Raw genomic sequence first — 15721 nt, 5'->3', positions numbered from 1 at the left:
CGTGCCTCAGTTCTGGACCCGATCGACGCCCTGCTGCACCACCTCGTCGTTCCGACTATGAGCGCCGGCAGGACGTGCGACCCCTTCGGGCAGACGTTGTGGCACGGGTCGGTCACGTTGGACGGCCGCGCAGAGCTCCACGGCAGCCCTGGCTGACGGCGGACCGCCTGCACCTGCAGGACCCCGATGATCGCGATCGCGTCATAAACATGCTTCAGGTACCCGGTCAGTAGCGAGTGCTCGTGGGCCGGCAGCTCGGCCCGCTTCGGGTAACTGCAGGTCGCCGAGGCCATAGCGAAGGTGGTATCACGCGCACGCTCGATCCGGAAGTGACCTCGGTCGTACATGAGGGACCGTAGGATTACCCTCATGTCCGACCAGCCCGAGTCGGGACGAGCCGCAGCACCCCGGGGGTCCAGGGCCCGCGTCGACCTGTGGATCGTCCTGGCCGTCGTCCTCCTGCTGATCCTCGCCGTCGTCTGGGTCGGTGCTCGCGCCGCGCTCGCAAAGGGGCACCTCGAACGTGCCGTCACCGACGTCGGCACCCTTCGGTCCCAGCTCGGTGATGGGGACACGACGGCGGCGCAGCAAACTGCGAAGCAGCTTGAGAACGAAGCGTCCTCGGCTCGGTCGCTCACGGGGGACCCGGTGTGGGGCGCTGCGCAGTACGTCCCGTTCTTCGGGACGAACCTGCGGGCGGTGCGTGAGGTCTCCGTCGTGGTCGACGACATCGCGACGGGCGCCGTCAGTCCGGTGGCGAGTGTGTTCGGTGGACTCGGTACGGACTCCTTCGCGCCGAAGGACGGCAAGGTCGACCTCAGCCCGCTGGTGAAGGCGCAGCCTGCCGTCGCGCGGGCCGCCGCGACGCTGACGAAGGCTGGCCGCGATGCGGACGCGATCGAGACGAGTGACACGCTCTCGCCCGTCACCACGGCGGTGAACCAGTTGCGGAACGCAGTGCGCTCCGCGTCGGATCAGGTGGACACCGCGAACCGCGTTGTCCAGCTGGCACCGGCGATGCTCGGCAGTGACGGTGAGCGGAACTACGTGCTGCTCTTCCAGAACAACGCCGAGTTGCGGGCCGGCGGCGGCATCCCCGGCGCAGTGGCGTTGCTGAAGGTGCAAGACGGTTCGATCTCGCTCGGCGACCAGGCTGCCGGCTCGTCCTTCGGCCCCTACCCGAAGTCGGTCCTGCCGCTCGAGCCGGGTACCAGGACGCTGTACGGCGAGATCACCGGCCGATACATGCAGGACGTCACGCTGACGCCCCGGTTCGACGTGTCAGCGGAGCTCGCGCGCGAGATGTGGAAGCAGAAGTTCGGGCAGCAGGTCGACGGTGTCCTCGCGATCGACCCGGTGACGCTGAGCTACATCCTCCGTGCCACGGGCCCGGTGCAGCTGCCGACCGGGGACACGTTGACGTCCGGCAATGCGGTGCAGCTGCTCCTCAGCGACGTCTACGCCAAGTACCCGGACCCGGCGGTGCAGGACCTGTTCTTCGCCTCGGCGGCGAGTGCGGTGTTCGACAAGGTCTCGAGCGGCTCGTTCGATGCGAAGGAGTTCATCGGCGCGCTGACTCAGGGGACGCAGGAAGGGCGCCTGCGGTTGTGGAGCGCGAGCGCGAGCGAGCAGCAGCAGATCGCGGGTACGCGGCTCGCTGGCGAGCTCCCGCAGGTCACCGAACAGACCCGTCAGCTCGGCGTGTACCTGAACGACGGCACCGCGTCGAAGATGGACTACTACCTGCAGAAGACGGTGTCGGTCGGCTCCTCCGTTTGTCGGTCCGACGGCCGCCCGACGTCGGCGGTCGAGATCACGATCACGAACACGGCACCCGCCGACGCGGCGACGAGCCTGCCGCGGTACGTCACCGGGGGCGGGGCTTTCGGCACCGATCCCGGCAAGATCAAGACGCTCATCGCGGTGTACGCCCCGACGAACGCCATCTACCTCGGGTCCTCGCAGGACGGCGAGCAGGTCCCGGTGCAGACCGTCATGGACGACGGGCACCCGGTCGTACAACTGCAGACGCTGCTGGCGCCCGGCGAGAGCACGACCTTCCGAGTCGCGTACCTCGGCGAGACGAAGTACGCGAAGGCGGCCGTTGACGTGCTGTCCACGCCGGGCGTGCAGCAGAGCAAGACGCTGCCGCTGCGCTTCGACTGTGCGGATCCGACAGCGGCCGGTTGAGCGCGAACGGTAGTCGATCGGGCGCTGCGCAGGCGCAAGGCTGGACGGTGATCCTCCGCTGAGCGCAACCACGATGGCCCCAGAGTGGGGGGCGTCCCGCGAACCTGTGGACCGGACCAGTTCGTGCGGTTGTCGTCCAGCCCGGGCGGGAGCTGCGTCCCGTTCGGTTCGTGCTGGCGGCTGATCAGGGGTTTATTTGCCGGGGACGCCCTGTGGTCGCGGTGGGCGAGCTGGAGGGAGTCGACCAGGCAGCCGCGCTCGCGTGTTAATTCTCGCGAAACATTCGACACAGGTGGCAACATCCTGAGGATTCCCGCTAGGTTGAGAGAACTTCGCCATCGCGTCCGTTTGCACCAAAGCGGCCCGTGGCCAGGGGAGTACCACGGGCTCTGGGTGTCAGGGTCTGCAGGATCAGATCTAGGGGAAACACTTCATGAAGAAGCTCATCGCCGCTGCCCTCATCGCGGGCGCAGCCTTCGTCGCGGTCCCGACCGCCGCCAACGCAGCCACCACCGGTTACGCACCGGAGTCGGCCGGTTCCGTCTCGGGCACCCTCGCCCCCGGTGGCACCGCGGTCGCGTCCTTCTCGGACAACGTCTTCGCTCCGAACGAGACCGTTCGCGTCCAGGTCACCGGTGCCGGTGCCGTCACGCTCGGCGCGCTGCCGATCACCACGGTGTCGAAGGACTACACCTCGACCGCGACCGGTTCGCTCGCCGTCCGCGTGACCTTCCCGGTCGGCGGCTCGGGCACCTACAACCTGACCGCGACCGGCGCCACCTCAGGCGTCACCGTCCCCGGGTACTTCACCATCGCCCCGGCTGCCGCCGGCGGCACCGGCACCACGGTCGGCTCGACCGGTGGCACCGGCACCCCCGGTGAGCTCGCCTTCACCGGTGGCACCATCTCCACCCTCGGCCTCTGGGCTGCCGGTGGCGCGCTCGTCCTCGGTGGCGGCCTGCTGGTCGTCCGCAAGTCGGTCCGTCGTCAGCGCGACGCCGCCTGAGCACAGCACTCCTGCAGAACGACCCTCGGCACCTCGGTGCCGGGGGTCGTTCTCGTCGTACGAGGGGGAAGGGGGACGTCAGGTCACGATCAACGCGATCGCGACGACGGCGACGACGGCGAGCGGCGCGGCGATCCACAACCACCACGGGAACATCGAGGGCGGACGGTACCGGCGGCGTTCGGGTCGGGCCATGCGCTGACCGTACGGCCACACGCCTGAGGGAGCCGGGCGAACGAGGAGCGAGTCCGCTCAGGACCGACGCACCCGCCCGAGCACCACGACCCCCACCAGCACGCCGAGCACCGCCCCCGAGGTGTTCGCCAGCACGTCGTCCACGGATGCGAACCGCGCCGGCAGGAACAGCGCCTGCACCGTCTCGATCGCGCAGCTCGCCACGAAGCCGCCGAGCATGCCGACCCACCACGCCCGCGCCCCGAAGAGCAGCAGCACGAAGAACCCGAACGGCACGAAGAAGAGCACGTTCGCGGTGAACTCGACCGCGTCGTACCCGAGCCACCCCGGCGCTCCGAGGCGCTGCCCGGCCGCGATGGCCCGCACCAGCGTCGGGTACGCGCCGCCGTCGACGGGCGACCCGGCCGTCGCCACCAGGACCACCACCAGGCCGTAGGCGGCCGCCAGCGTCCACGCCACCCGCCGAGTTCGTCCCGAAGCATGAGCCGCTCGTGCACGGGCGTGCCAGGCCGCATCCGCGAGCGCGCCGATGCCCACCCCGACGAGCCCCGCGAGCGCCACCGAGCGGAACCGGTCGCTCGGGTACGTCGCGGGCAGGGCCGCGCCCACCGCGAGCAGGAGCACGACGACACCGCTCGTGACGGCACGACGTCGGATCGCATCCGGACGGGAGGCACGGGACGCCCCCGCCAGCAGCACCGGCAGCAGGGCGGTCCCCACCGTCACCCCCATCGCCAGCACGAACCCGTCACCCAACGCGAGCGTGCCGTGCCCGAGCGCGCGCAGCGCGCCCACCCCGGCCACCACGCCGGACCGCAGCCGGTCCGCGAGGCCGGGCACCAGGAGCACCGCGACCACGAGCACGACCGCGACGGACAGCACGATCCGCACGATCGCGGTCCTGGTCGCGGTGGTCACGGGAATGGACGCTAGCGGGGCGCGCCTCCCGGCCGGGGGAGGGTGCCGGAGTGCGTGCAGGACGCGACGAACCAGTTCATCCACGAAACGAGTACCCCGTTCGTACCCCTGTACCCCGTTCTGAGGTCGCGTACCCCCGGGTTTACGGGGGTGTACCCCGATCCGTATGCACGGAAACCGTGAATCGACGGGCATCGGTGGCGCGGTCGGGGGACGCTCTCGTAGATTCGTCTCGTCAACAGCTGTACCCCGGATCGCGAAGGAGAGCGACATGAGCACCACGGTCACCACCGACACCCGCGAGGTCACCCTCGACACCGAGACGGTCGACGTCATCGCGATCCTCGAGGCAGAAGCCGAGCAGTCCGGCCGCGCAGCACGTGCCAAGACCACGTGGACGCAGGAGGACGACGGCGAGTGGATCGCCAACTACGGCGGCTACTTCGGCGGCAGCGTCGACAAGCGCGACGGCCGCTACGTCGCCTCCGACACCTTCGGCCTCGTGGTCGGCGACTTCGCCACCCTCGAGGAGGCCCAGGCCAAGCTCTCGGACCAGCTCCACGTGATGCTGCCGTCCGTCATCCGTCCGGTCGCGTAGTGCCCGACGACCATCCCGGCCGCACGGCCACCAGCACTGCCCGCACCACCAGCACCGCAGGCACCACCAGCACCGCCGAGTACCAGAGCAGCACGAGGAGCAACACCATGAGCAGCATCGTCACCAGCAGCCACAAGGCCGAGGTGACCGTGGACACGGCGACCATCGAGGTCATCACCGGCATCGCTGCCGGCGTCGTGTCCCCCGACGCACCGGCCCGGGCGCACGTCGTCTGGTCCGAGGCCGACACGGGGCTCTGGGCCGCCAACTACGGCGGCTACTACGGCGGCGTGATCGACCAGCAGGGCACGCACTTCTTCGTGTCCGACACCTACGGCTCGTACGTCGGTGACTTCCGCTCGCTGGACGAGGCACAGGACCGCCTCGCCGAGCGGCTGCACCAGTTGCTGCCGTCGGTGCGGCGCACGCTCGACTGACACCGCGACATCCACAGACGGGAGGCCCGGATCACCTCCGCCACACGGCGGACGTGATCCGGGCCTCCCGTTTCGTGCGTGGCCCCCCTCGGACCGGTACGGGCCCACCCCCAGAACGAGTGGTCCCCCCTACTGGGGACCGGAAGTGACCCCATGAGAACGCCCGTTCCTGTCAGGATCGAGGGGACGTCAGCGACCGTCCTTCTGCACGGACCGTCATGCAAGCGGCGTCGGCATCGTCTCGACCCGAAAGTGACTCATGCTGCCTGTGCACCAGGGCACCGCCGTGCCCGCGCGCTCTCGCGCGCGCCGCCGTCCCGGCATCCGTTCCGTCGCCATGCTCGGCGTCGCCCTGCTCGGCGCCGTCGGCGTGACGCAGGCCGTCGTGGCGGACCCGGCCGTCGCCGCGTCCGCGCTGTCCTGCGACCAGAACACGCTCTACGCGATCAACACGACGCAGAACCAGCTCGCGGCGATCGACGCGACGACCGGTGCGGTCACGAACATCGCGACGATGGACCCGGCGAACAACGCCCTCGCGGTCGCCCGCAACGGTGTCGCCGCCTACGCCGCGGTCAACGGCGGCAACACCATCACCGGGTACGACGCCGTCAACGGGGCGCGCACGGCCGACGTCACGAACGCCGACCCGGGCGGCAACCGCCAGCTGCTCCGCGGTGCGATCAACCCGGCGACCGGCATCTACTACTACGCCAGCGGTGCGACCCCCGCGTACCTCGGCGCGTACGACACGAAGACCGGTACGAAGATCGGTCAGGTCGGCACCATCGACGGCCTGCTGGCCGGCAAGAACGGTGACATGGCGTTCAGCACCCGCGGGTTGCTCTTCGTCGTGACGGGCAACCAGATCCGCCGCGTCGAAACGGTCCCGGCGACCGCAGGCACGGCCGCGCTCAAGACCACCCTGGTGTCGACGCTGCCGATCGACGCCAACGCCGCCGGCAGCCCCGGCATCGCCTTCTCCGCCGACGGCTACCTCTTCGCGTCGGTGGGCTCGTCGGTCTACAAGGTCGACCCCGCGACCGGCAACCAGGTCGGGACGACGATCCCGATCGCGGGCGGCTACACGCCGAGCGACCTCGCCTCGTGCAACTACGCCAACACGCTCGCGGCGCAGTCGAGCGTCGACCACCGCTGGGCGTCGGGCGACCAGTTCGCCCTGAAGGCCGCCGCCGTCGACCCGAAGACCGGCGCGGTCGGGGAGGCCACCGAGGGCAACAGCACGATCACCGACGGCTCGGCCGACGGGGTCCAGCCCCAGCGGGCCGGTGCGATCCTGACGACCCCGAAGACGAAGTACACCGTCACCCAGACCGCCGCCGGCACGACCGACCTGGCGAACTACGCGACCACCTGGCGCGCCGAGAACGTCAACTCCGGCGCGGTCATCGCCCAGGGCGATGGCAACACGGCGAGCTTCGACTTCCCGAGCGCCACGAGCGCGGACGGCACCGACGTCGTCGTGACCTTCGCGAACAGCGTGCGGGCCACGCACGTCGCGACCGCCCCGGACACCGCCACGACCACCACGGGGACCGCCGTCACGAAGGGCGCCTCGGACGGCGTGCTCGCGAACGACAGCGGCACCGGCGTCAGCGTCGTCTCGAACACGCAGCCCGCGCACGGCACCGCGAGCGTCGCGGCCGACGGTTCGTACACGTACACCCCGGCCGCCGGGTTCTCCGGGACCGACTCGTTCACCTACACGGCGAAGGACTCCTCGGGGCAGACCTCGACGAGCACCGTCACCGTGACCGTGAAGCCGTCCGCGGCGGACGACACGGTGACCGCCCGCGCGGGCCAGACCGCCACGGCGGACGCAGCCACGGGCCTCCTGGCCAACGACGGCGGCAGCGACCTGACCATCACCGACCACACCGACCCGTCGCACGGCACCCTCGTGCTCGGCAAGGACGGCTCGTACTCGTACACGCCGGTGACCGGCTACTCCGGCCCCGACTCCTTCACCTACACGGCGCGGGACGGCAACGGGACGACCACGACCGCCACGGTCACCGTGACGGTCCTGCCCGCAGCGGGCGCGGACTCGATCACGGTCGACGCCGGCGGCCCCGCCACCGGCGCCGCACCGGGCCTGCTCGGCAACGACCAGGGCAGCGGCCTCGCCGTCACGGGGTCGACCCAGCCGTCGCACGGCACCGTCACCGTCGGGAAGGACGGCTCCTACACGTACACGCCGGCCGACGGGTACTCGGGCGGGGACTCGTTCGACTACACCGTCACCGACGCGAACGGGAAGAGCGACACCGTCACCGTGACCGTCCTCGTGCGGCCCGCGGCGGTCGACGACACGATCACCCTGCCCGCCGGCGGCACCGCCACGGCGACGACCCGCTCGGACGGCGTCCTCGGCAACGACCGCGGCACCGACCTGACGGTCCGGTCGAACAGCCAGCCCGACCACGGCACGCTGACGCTGAACCCCGACGGCACGTACACCTACGTGCCCGCCACCGGGTTCTCCGGCACCGACACCTTCACCTACCAGGCGACCGACGGCACCGGGACGGTCGTCAGCGGCACCGTCACCGTGGTGGTCGTGCCCACGGCGGCCGACGACCGCGCCGCCACCGGCGCGAACGCCCCCGTCGCGGTCGACGTCCTGCGCAACGACACCGGCTCGGGCCTGACCGCCGCGGTGGCGACCGCTCCGGCCCACGGCACCGTGGTGCGGAACGACGACGGCACGCTGGCGTACACCCCGGCCCGCGACTGGTCCGGCACGGACACCTTCACCTACACGGTGACCGACGGCGCCGGACGCACGTCGAAGCCGGCGACCGTCACGGTCGCGGTCTCGCCGCGCGCCCGTCCGGACACCACCTCGACGTCGGCCGGCACGCCGGTGACCGTCGCGGCGGCGGACCTGACGGCCAACGACTCCGGCACCGGGCTCGCCGTGACCGGCGTCAGCCGGGCGACGGACGGCTCGGTCGCGCTCGACGCGGACGGCAACGCCGTATTCACCCCCGCCGACGGCTTCTCGGGCAGCGGCACCTTCTGGTACGACGTCCGCGACGCGGCGGGCCGCACCGACTCCACCTGGGTGGTCGTCGTGGTCGGACCGCGGGCAGCCGACGACCGCGCGACCGTCCCGGCCTCGACGACGCTGACCGTGCCGGTCGAGCGGGGCGTGCTCGCGAACGACTCCGGCACCGGCCTGACCGCGGAGCTCGACGAGCCGCCGCTGCACGGCACGGTCGACCTGGCCGCCGACGGCTCGTACTCGTACACGCCGACCGCTGACTGGTCCGGCTCGGACCGCTTCACCTACACGGCGACGGACGCATCGGGCGCGAAGACCACCGGCCTCGTGACCATCACGGTCACGCCCCGCACGGAGGACGACCGGATCCGCACCGCGGCCGGTCAGCCCGTCACCGTCACCTCGGCGGACCTCACCGGGAACGACCACGGCACCGGGCTCACGGTCACCGCGGTCGCGAACCCGAGCGCCGGCACCGTCGTCCGGAACGCTGACGGCACCGTGACGTACACCCCGGCGCCCGGCACCTCGGGCCGCGCGACGTTCGACTACCAGGTCACCGGCGCCAACGGCAACACGGCGACCGGCACGGTCACCGTGACGATCACCCCCGTGGTCGCCGCGTCCGACGCCGACGCCACCGCCGACGGCACCCTCGTGGTCCCCGCCGACCGCGGCCCGCTCGCCGGTGCGACCGGGACCGACCTGTCGGTCACCGACAACACGCAGCCGCAGCACGGCACCGTCGAGGTCGAGAAGGACGGCTCGTACACGTACACGCCCGCACCCGACTTCTCGGGCAAGGACGGCTTCGAGGTGACGATCACCGACGGCTCCGGCACCACCACGACCGGGACCGTGACGATCACCGTCGCACCGAAGGCCGTCGACGACGCCGTGACGACCACGACGGACACCCCCGTCGACGTCCCCGTCCTCGCGAACGACAAGGGCGCCGCGCTCCGGGTCACCGGCGTCGGCGCGGCCGCGAACGGGTCGGTGCGCGTCACCGACGCCGGCGTGACCTACACGCCGGCCGCGGGTTGGTCCGGCACGGACACGTTCACCTACACGGTGACCGACGGTGCCGGCTCGACCGCCACGGCGACCGTCACGGTCCGCGTGGCCCCGACCGCGGCCGACGACGTCCTGCAGACCGCCTCGGGCACCCCGCTGCCGATCGCCGCGGGCACCCTCACCGGCAACGACGCGGGCTCCGGCCTGACCGTCACCGGCACGACGGCGCCGCGCCACGGCACGGTCACGCAGGCAGCCGACGGCTCGCTGGTCTACACGCCCACCGCGGGCTGGTCCGGCCGGGACACCTTCACCTACACGGTGACCGACGCCTCCGGGCAGACCGCGACCGCCACGGTCACGGTGCTGGTCGGTGCCGTCGCGACCGCCGACCGCGGTGCGACGACGACGAACGGCACGCTCCGGGTGCCCGCCTCGTCCGGCGTCCTGGCCGACGACTCGGGCGCGGGTCTCCGGGCGGAGCTCGACCGGAAGCCGCAGCACGGCACCGTGGAGCTCGCGGCAGACGGCTCGTACGTGTACACGCCGGCCGACGGGTTCTCCGGCACCGACACGTTCACGTACACCGCCACCGACGCCGAGGGCTCGACCGCGACCGGGATCGTCACCATCACGGTGACGCCGACCGCCGGCGCGGACGCCGCCCGCACGACGGCCGGCAAGTCGGTCACGGTCGCGGGACCGGGCGTGCTCGGCAACGACCACGGCTCGGCGCTCCGCGTCGCCTCGGTCGGTCGTGCCCAGCACGGCACGGTGCGGATCGCCGCGGACGGCACGTTCGTCTACACCCCGGCCGCCGGCTTCTCCGGGGTCGACACCGTCACCTACGACGTCGTCGACGCCGAGGGCCAGCACGCCGAGGCGGTCGTCACCGTCACGGTCGGCATCGACGCGGTGGCCGACAGCGCCCGCACCGTCGCCGGCACCGCGGTCGCCCGCGACGCCCGGCACGGCCTGCTCGGCAACGACGGCGGCACCGGCCTGACCGCCGCACTCGACCGGAAGCCCGCCCACGGCACGGTCACGGTGCAGCGCGACGGCTCGTACGTCTACACGCCCGCCGAGGGCTTCACCGGGACCGACCGGTTCACCTACACGGTGACCGACGCCTCCGGGCAGACGACGACCGCGACCGCCACCATGACCGTCGTCGCGGCGGCCACCGCCACCGACGACTCGGCCACGGGCAAGGTCGACCACGCGGTCACCATCCGTCCGACCGACAACGACCACGCCAGCGGCGGAGCGCACTTCGTGCCGTCGACGCTGCACCTGGTCGACCCCACCAGCGGCGCCCAGACCGACCGGGTCGTCGTGCGGGGGATGGGCACCTGGCAGGTCGAGCGCGGGCAGGTCGTCTTCACCCCGGAGCACGGCTGGGCAGCCCGCACGTCGATCGACTACACGGTCGCCGACACCGCGGCGCAGGTGGTCCGCGCCACGCTCGAGGTGTACTACCCGACCGGGCTCGCCGCCGCCACGCACATCGCCAAGCTGGCCTTCACCGGCACCACCGGGCTCGTCGGGCTCGGGCTCTCGGCCCTGGCGATGGTCCTCGCCGGTGCGTTCCTGGTGGTCCGTCGCCGGAACGGCGACGACGTCGCCGCGGCGACGGGGGTGCGTCGACGCTCGCAGGACTGAGGTCCTGAGCGGCCCAGCCCGCGCACCGGACGGGAGGCCCGGATCACGTCAGCCGACAGGCGCACGTGATCCGGGCCTCCCGTCCGTCGTCCGTGTCCGGTGGTGCCGTCAGGTGAGGGGCTGGATGAGCTGCGGGCCGTCGTTCCGCACGCTGTTCACCGCGCGCGAGACCTCGTACTGCTCGAGTCCGGCGGCGACCGCGAGCGATTCGTGGTCGAGCAGCGCGAGCAGGTCGTCCGAGCCCAGGCCGCCGTCCAGCCAGTCGCCGTAGCCGTCCGGGGTGAGGAACGCCGGCATGCGGTCGTGCACCTCGCCCGGCGCGACGTGGGCGTCCCGGGTGATGATCGCCAGCGAGAGCAGCCACTTGTCCGGGTCGTCCTCGGGCTTGGTCGGGTCGGGCCAGGCGCTCACGACGCCTGCCATCGCGAGCGCACCGCCGGGCTCGTGCACGAAGTGGGGTTCCTTGCCGTCCTCGCGGACGACCCACTCGTAGTAGCCGAGCGCCGGGACGATGCAGCGGTTCGTCGCGAAGGCCCGCCCGAACATCCCGCTCGTGGCGACCGTCTCGATGCGGGCGTTGATCGGCTTCGGACGCTGCTTCCGGAAGTCCTTCGCCCAGCTCGGCACGAAGCCCCAGCTGATCTGCGGGAGCTCGCGCTGCCCGTGGCGCTGCCGGACCGCGTACACGGGGTCGGTCGGGGCGACGTTCCAGCTCGGGGCGAGGCCGGCGTGGACCTCGCCGGTGTCCTCGTCGACGTGCTCGGTGCGCGCGGCGAGCTCACCCACGAGCTCGGGCAGCAGATCGGCCGTGGTGTCGGAGACGACGAACCTTCCACACATGCGACCAGTGTGCCCGGCGGGGCCGACAGCGGGCCGGGGACGGGCGGGCCGGGTCAGTCGTCGGGCAGGCCGAGCTTCGAGCCGCGAGGTGCCGGACGGTGTGTCCGCCGGCTCCCGGCGGTGCTGCCCGGCGACGGCGCCGGTGGTACCTCGGGCAAGGCCGCCGCCAGGACGCGGGCCCGTTCGACCCGCCCGAGCCGGACCAGCCCGAGGACGAGTCGAACGATCAGGAAGACCGGGACGAAGCTGAAGAGCCGGACGTGTGTGTCGGTGAACAGGAGCGACACCGCCGCCAGGAGACCGGCGACCGTCACGACGAAGCCGCGGAAGGTGTCCGGCACCTGTCCCGACTGGACGAGTTCGGCGTCCCGCAGGACCTCGTCGCGATCGGCGGGCGCGATCGTCGGCGCCGGTCCTCGGCCGAAGTACCGCTCGGTGCGCTCCGGGGCCTGCATGACCGACCCCGACCAGAACAGCTTCGCCGCGTCGGGCGGCCGCGGCACGAGCGGGACGCACGCGACGGCGAAGCCCCCGATCCCCACCGCGAGGAGCACGGCACCGATCCACCCCGCGGGACCGGCGAGGTCCGGCCAGCCGACCGACAGCCCCACGACGACGAGGACGACGAGGGTCGCGACCCCGACGAGGATCCCGACCCGGACCGCACGTCGCCGGCGGTCCGGTGGGACGTCGGTGTCGAAGCGGTCGCGGAACACCCGCCACCCGAGTTCGTACGCCGATCGGCTCACGGAGTTGCCTCCGTCGTCGTCGGGGCCGGGTCCGCTGCCAGCGCCGCGAGGCGGGCACGCTCGGCCCGGCCGATGCGGACCACCAGGTCCGGCAGCAGGAACAGGTAGAAGAACGGCCAGAGGAAGACGAGGGGCTGCCGCTCTCCGGAGACGAGCACCGCTGCACTGCCGCAAGCCAGGCCGACGAGCAGGGGCGTGAGCCGTGACAGCCGCCAGACCAGCCCGCGCTGTAAGAGCGGCACGTCGTTGAGCACGATCGCGCGGTCCTCCGGCGCCACGGGACGCTGCCGGCGGGACAGGTAGGGCTGCACGGTCGACCGTGCGGAGAGCTGCTGGTCGGGTCGGACCTGCCGCCCGTTGATGCGGAGCTCGGGACCAGCCGCGCGAGCGGTCGGGAAGCACGCGAACACGAGCGCCAAGGCCCCGATCGTCACGAAGGAGACCGTGAGCACCGGGCGGACACCACCGGACCCGGCCCAGCCGGTGGCGCGATCGGTCACGACGGACACCACGAGCACGACCACCGCGACGGCGCCGGCGATCCACGCGGCTCGCCGTGCTCGCGCAGGGTCGACGACGTCGCCGAGGAGCGCGCGGAAGACCTGCCAGCCGAGTCTGAACACCTGTCACTTGTACTCGCCGGGTCTGCGGGCGTCCGTCGCTGCTACCGTGCCGAGGTGCTCCCCGACCACGACCAGCGCTGCCCCTGCCTGAGCGGCAACCCCTACGGTGAGTGCTGCGGCCCCCTGCACGCCGGTGCCGCGGCACCGACCGCCGAGCGGCTCATGCGCTCCCGCTTCACCGCGTTCGCCCTCGGACTGCCGGAGTACCTGCTGCTGACGTGGCACCCGAGCACCCGCCCGGACGAGCTGACGCTCGACCCGACGCAGCGGTGGACGCGGCTGGACATCGTGTCGACCCGGTCGGGAGGCCCGTTCGACACCCGGGGCACGGTCGCCTTCCGTGCGTGGTGGCGGTCCGAAGACGAGCGCGGCACGCTCGAGGAGACCAGCGAGTTCGTGCGCGAGCAGGGCCGCTGGTTCTACGTCGACGGTCAGGCGTAGCGCGCGACCAGCTCGTCGCACTCGGCGGCGCCCGGCACGGCCGGCCGGCCGCCGAGCGCGTCCGTCAGCAGGTCGAACAGGGTCGGGTGGTCGGTCGGCGCCCGCTCGCTCAGCTCGGCCCGCCACCCGGGAGAGAGGACGTCGAGCGCCCATCCGACGGCGAGTCCGATGGAGTAGTAGAGGTCCCGGTCGACCATGACGTCGGCGTACTCGTCGAAGACGTCGAGCAGGGTCGGGGCGTCGGCCGTCGCAGCATCGTCGTTCACCGCCTCCTCGAAGTACACCGCCGTGCCCTCGACGGTCTCGATGCCGTCCTGCCGCCGGAGCCCCGGCCACCGCTCGTACCGGGCGAGCCGCAGCCGTGCCGCGTCGGTCGCCGCGCGGCGGACCGCCGCCGGGTCGTCGGTGGCCGTCGCCGCGGTCAGGGCGGCCATCTCGGCGCGGAGCAGCCGCCGGTGCTCCGACGAGGCAGGCACCTCGAGCCGGCCGCCGTCGTCGTAGTCCCAGTAGCCGGGGTCACCGGGCTCGATGCCCTGCACCGCCACGTGGAAGTGCTCGTGGGCGGCGAAGTGCCGGAAGTCCTCGTCGGTCGGGACGTCGTCGCCGAACATCCCGGGGTGGAACTTGAACGCCAGGACGCGGTTCCCGTCCACCTCGATGTTCCCGAACTGCGACTTCACGTGGAGCCACGGCTCGGTGAAGGCGAAGCGCTTGCTGACGCGGACGTCGTCGAGGAGCGGCATCCCGGGCAGCTCCACGCGGCGCATCCCGGAGACGTCGGTCCGGTCGCTCATGTTCACGAGGTACGCGTACGACCAGTCGAGCTTCCACGGGCCCGAGGTGCGGAGCAGCACGAACGGTTGCTCCTCGTAGTGGTAGTCCTCGGTCCACATCCCCGCCGGGTCGCGCTGCGCCCGCTCGAACTGCTCGGAGAGCTGCCGGAACATCGTCCGGTCGGTGTCGTCGAGCGACGCCCACGACCCGGAGGGGTAGGGCCCGGCGAGCCGCCACGTGACCGTTCCGGTCAGGACGAGTGCGCCGACGGCGAGGAGCGCGAGGAGGACGGTACGGACGCGACGGAGCCGGCGACGACGGGAGTGCACATCCAGTATCCTAGATACGACGCACCGTCATCCGCTCACACGCCGATGGTCTCCGGCAGCCCGACCGACAGCCGCATCGCCCGGCGGACCGCGGCCTCGTCAGGCAGCATCTCGGCATCGTCACCGGTCAGGAAGAAGCGGATCTGCCCGATCGCCTGCTCCGTCAGCATGTCGAGCCCGTTGAGCACGCGCCCGCCCGCTGTCCTCCACCGGCTCGCCGCCGCGGTCGGCCACGGCTCGTACGCGACGTCGAAGAGCACCGCGTCGGACCCCGACGGCAGCAGCTCGAGCTCGTCGGCCGCACCGCCGGGCAGGGTCGACACGAGGAACCCGTGCCGCGTCCCCGGCAGGGCGTCCAACGGCAGGACCTCGAGCGTGACCCCGAGCCGGACGGCCAGGTCGACCAGCGGCCCGGCCTTCGCGGTGTCGCGGAGGAACACCCGCACGTCGACGGCCCCGAGCCGAACCGCCGCCGCGAGGGCGCTCGCCGCGGTGGCGCCGCCGCCGAGGATCGAGGCCTCGCCCGGCAGGTGCCCGAGGGCCTCGACCGGACGGACGATCCCCTCGACGTCGGTGTTCGCACCGGCGGTGACGACCCGGTCGCCCTCCTGCCGGAACGCGACGGTGTTCGCGACCCCGAGCTCGTCGACGAGCGGGGTCGTGCGGTCGAGCATCGGGAGGACCTCGCGCTTGAGCGGCATCGTCAGGCTGAGTCCGCGCCAGTCGGGGCCCAGCCCTGCGACGAACGCGTCGAGCCCGCCGGAGGCGACCTCGTGCCTCCCGTACGAGAACGGGACCCCGAGCACGTCGTAGGCCGCGCTGTGCAGCGTGGGGGAGAGCGAGTGCGCGACGGGGGAGCCGAGGACGGCCAGCCGGGTGCGGTCGGTGTCGGTGTACTCCACGGGTCCGGAGCC

The 15721-nt window shown here is 72.2% G+C and carries 13 protein-coding genes; 6 read left to right on the top strand and 7 right to left on the bottom strand.

Annotated features, from left to right (window positions below; translation table 11 throughout):
• Positions 1 to 369: 369 nt before the first annotated feature.
• Positions 370 to 2190, top strand: coding sequence for a DUF4012 domain-containing protein (locus tag QUG92_RS13720; protein ID WP_289459440.1), 1821 nt, complete (start codon positions 370 to 372; stop codon positions 2188 to 2190).
• A 433-nt stretch (positions 2191 to 2623) separates the two neighbouring features.
• Positions 2624 to 3196, top strand: coding sequence for a sortase (locus tag QUG92_RS13715; RefSeq protein ID WP_289459439.1), 573 nt, complete (start codon positions 2624 to 2626; stop codon positions 3194 to 3196).
• Positions 3197 to 3448: 252 nt separating this feature from the next.
• On the opposite strand, the gene QUG92_RS13710 is transcribed toward QUG92_RS13715, so the two are convergent.
• Complete coding sequence (locus QUG92_RS13710) at positions 3449 to 4309, bottom strand: VanZ family protein (RefSeq protein WP_289459438.1); 861 nt, start codon at positions 4307 to 4309, stop codon at positions 3449 to 3451.
• Positions 4310 to 4580: 271 nt separating this feature from the next.
• On the opposite strand from QUG92_RS13710, the gene QUG92_RS13705 reads away from it, so the two are divergent.
• Positions 4581 to 4907 carry a hypothetical protein gene (locus tag QUG92_RS13705; RefSeq protein WP_069712411.1) on the top strand — a complete coding sequence of 109 codons (327 nt, stop codon included), beginning with the start codon at positions 4581 to 4583 and terminating at the stop codon, positions 4905 to 4907.
• Here the strand turns inward: QUG92_RS13705 and QUG92_RS13700 are convergent.
• Positions 4888 to 5016 carry a hypothetical protein gene (locus QUG92_RS13700; protein WP_259346089.1) on the bottom strand — a complete coding sequence of 43 codons (129 nt, stop codon included), beginning with the start codon at positions 5014 to 5016 and terminating at the stop codon, positions 4888 to 4890. The genes QUG92_RS13705 and QUG92_RS13700 overlap by 20 nt on opposite strands.
• Between QUG92_RS13700 and QUG92_RS13695 the strand changes: the two genes are divergently transcribed.
• Together QUG92_RS13695 and QUG92_RS13690 are read left to right on the top strand one after the other, a co-directional pair.
• On the top strand, positions 5015 to 5344 hold the full coding sequence (locus QUG92_RS13695; protein ID WP_289459437.1) for a hypothetical protein: 330 nt from the start codon (positions 5015 to 5017) through the stop codon (positions 5342 to 5344). The two genes, QUG92_RS13700 and QUG92_RS13695, sit on opposite strands and share 2 nt — an antisense overlap.
• A 286-nt stretch (positions 5345 to 5630) precedes the next feature.
• On the top strand, positions 5631 to 11051 hold the full coding sequence (locus QUG92_RS13690; RefSeq protein WP_289459436.1) for an Ig-like domain-containing protein: 5421 nt from the start codon (positions 5631 to 5633) through the stop codon (positions 11049 to 11051).
• Between the two features lie 108 nt (positions 11052 to 11159).
• Here QUG92_RS13690 and QUG92_RS13685 read toward each other — a convergent pair whose 3' ends face one another.
• Genes QUG92_RS13685 through QUG92_RS13675 form a run of 3 tightly spaced genes read right to left on the bottom strand, consistent with a single transcriptional unit; the run spans position 11160 to position 13263 of the window.
• Positions 11160 to 11891 carry an SOS response-associated peptidase gene (locus tag QUG92_RS13685; protein ID WP_289459435.1) on the bottom strand — a complete coding sequence of 244 codons (732 nt, stop codon included), beginning with the start codon at positions 11889 to 11891 and terminating at the stop codon, positions 11160 to 11162.
• Between the two features lie 53 nt (positions 11892 to 11944).
• Positions 11945 to 12640, bottom strand: coding sequence for a hypothetical protein (locus QUG92_RS13680; protein ID WP_289459434.1), 696 nt, complete (start codon positions 12638 to 12640; stop codon positions 11945 to 11947).
• A complete protein-coding gene (locus QUG92_RS13675; protein ID WP_289459433.1) occupies positions 12637 to 13263 on the bottom strand; it encodes a hypothetical protein in 627 nt (208 codons plus the stop codon). The genes QUG92_RS13680 and QUG92_RS13675 overlap by 4 nt, the downstream gene beginning before the upstream one ends.
• A gap of 54 nt (positions 13264 to 13317) precedes the next feature.
• Here QUG92_RS13675 and QUG92_RS13670 point away from each other — a divergent pair, with 54 nt between their 5' ends.
• Entirely contained in the window at positions 13318 to 13704 is a 387-nt protein-coding gene (locus QUG92_RS13670) for a YchJ family protein (protein ID WP_289459432.1), read from the top strand.
• On the opposite strand, the gene QUG92_RS13665 is transcribed toward QUG92_RS13670, so the two are convergent.
• Both QUG92_RS13665 and QUG92_RS13660 read right to left on the bottom strand, forming a co-directional pair.
• Positions 13695 to 14807 carry a hypothetical protein gene (locus tag QUG92_RS13665; RefSeq protein WP_289459431.1) on the bottom strand — a complete coding sequence of 371 codons (1113 nt, stop codon included), beginning with the start codon at positions 14805 to 14807 and terminating at the stop codon, positions 13695 to 13697. The genes QUG92_RS13670 and QUG92_RS13665 overlap by 10 nt on opposite strands.
• Before the next feature lie 35 nt (positions 14808 to 14842).
• On the bottom strand, positions 14843 to 15709 hold the full coding sequence (locus QUG92_RS13660) for a shikimate dehydrogenase family protein (protein WP_289459430.1): 867 nt from the start codon (positions 15707 to 15709) through the stop codon (positions 14843 to 14845).
• Between the last annotated feature and the right edge of the window lie 12 nt (positions 15710 to 15721).

The organism is Curtobacterium citri (assembly GCF_030362955.1).
Classification (GTDB): Bacteria; Actinomycetota; Actinomycetes; order Actinomycetales; family Microbacteriaceae; genus Curtobacterium; species Curtobacterium citri.
Note: the sequence above shows the minus strand (reverse complement) of the source record. Positions and strands in the feature narration are given on the sequence as shown.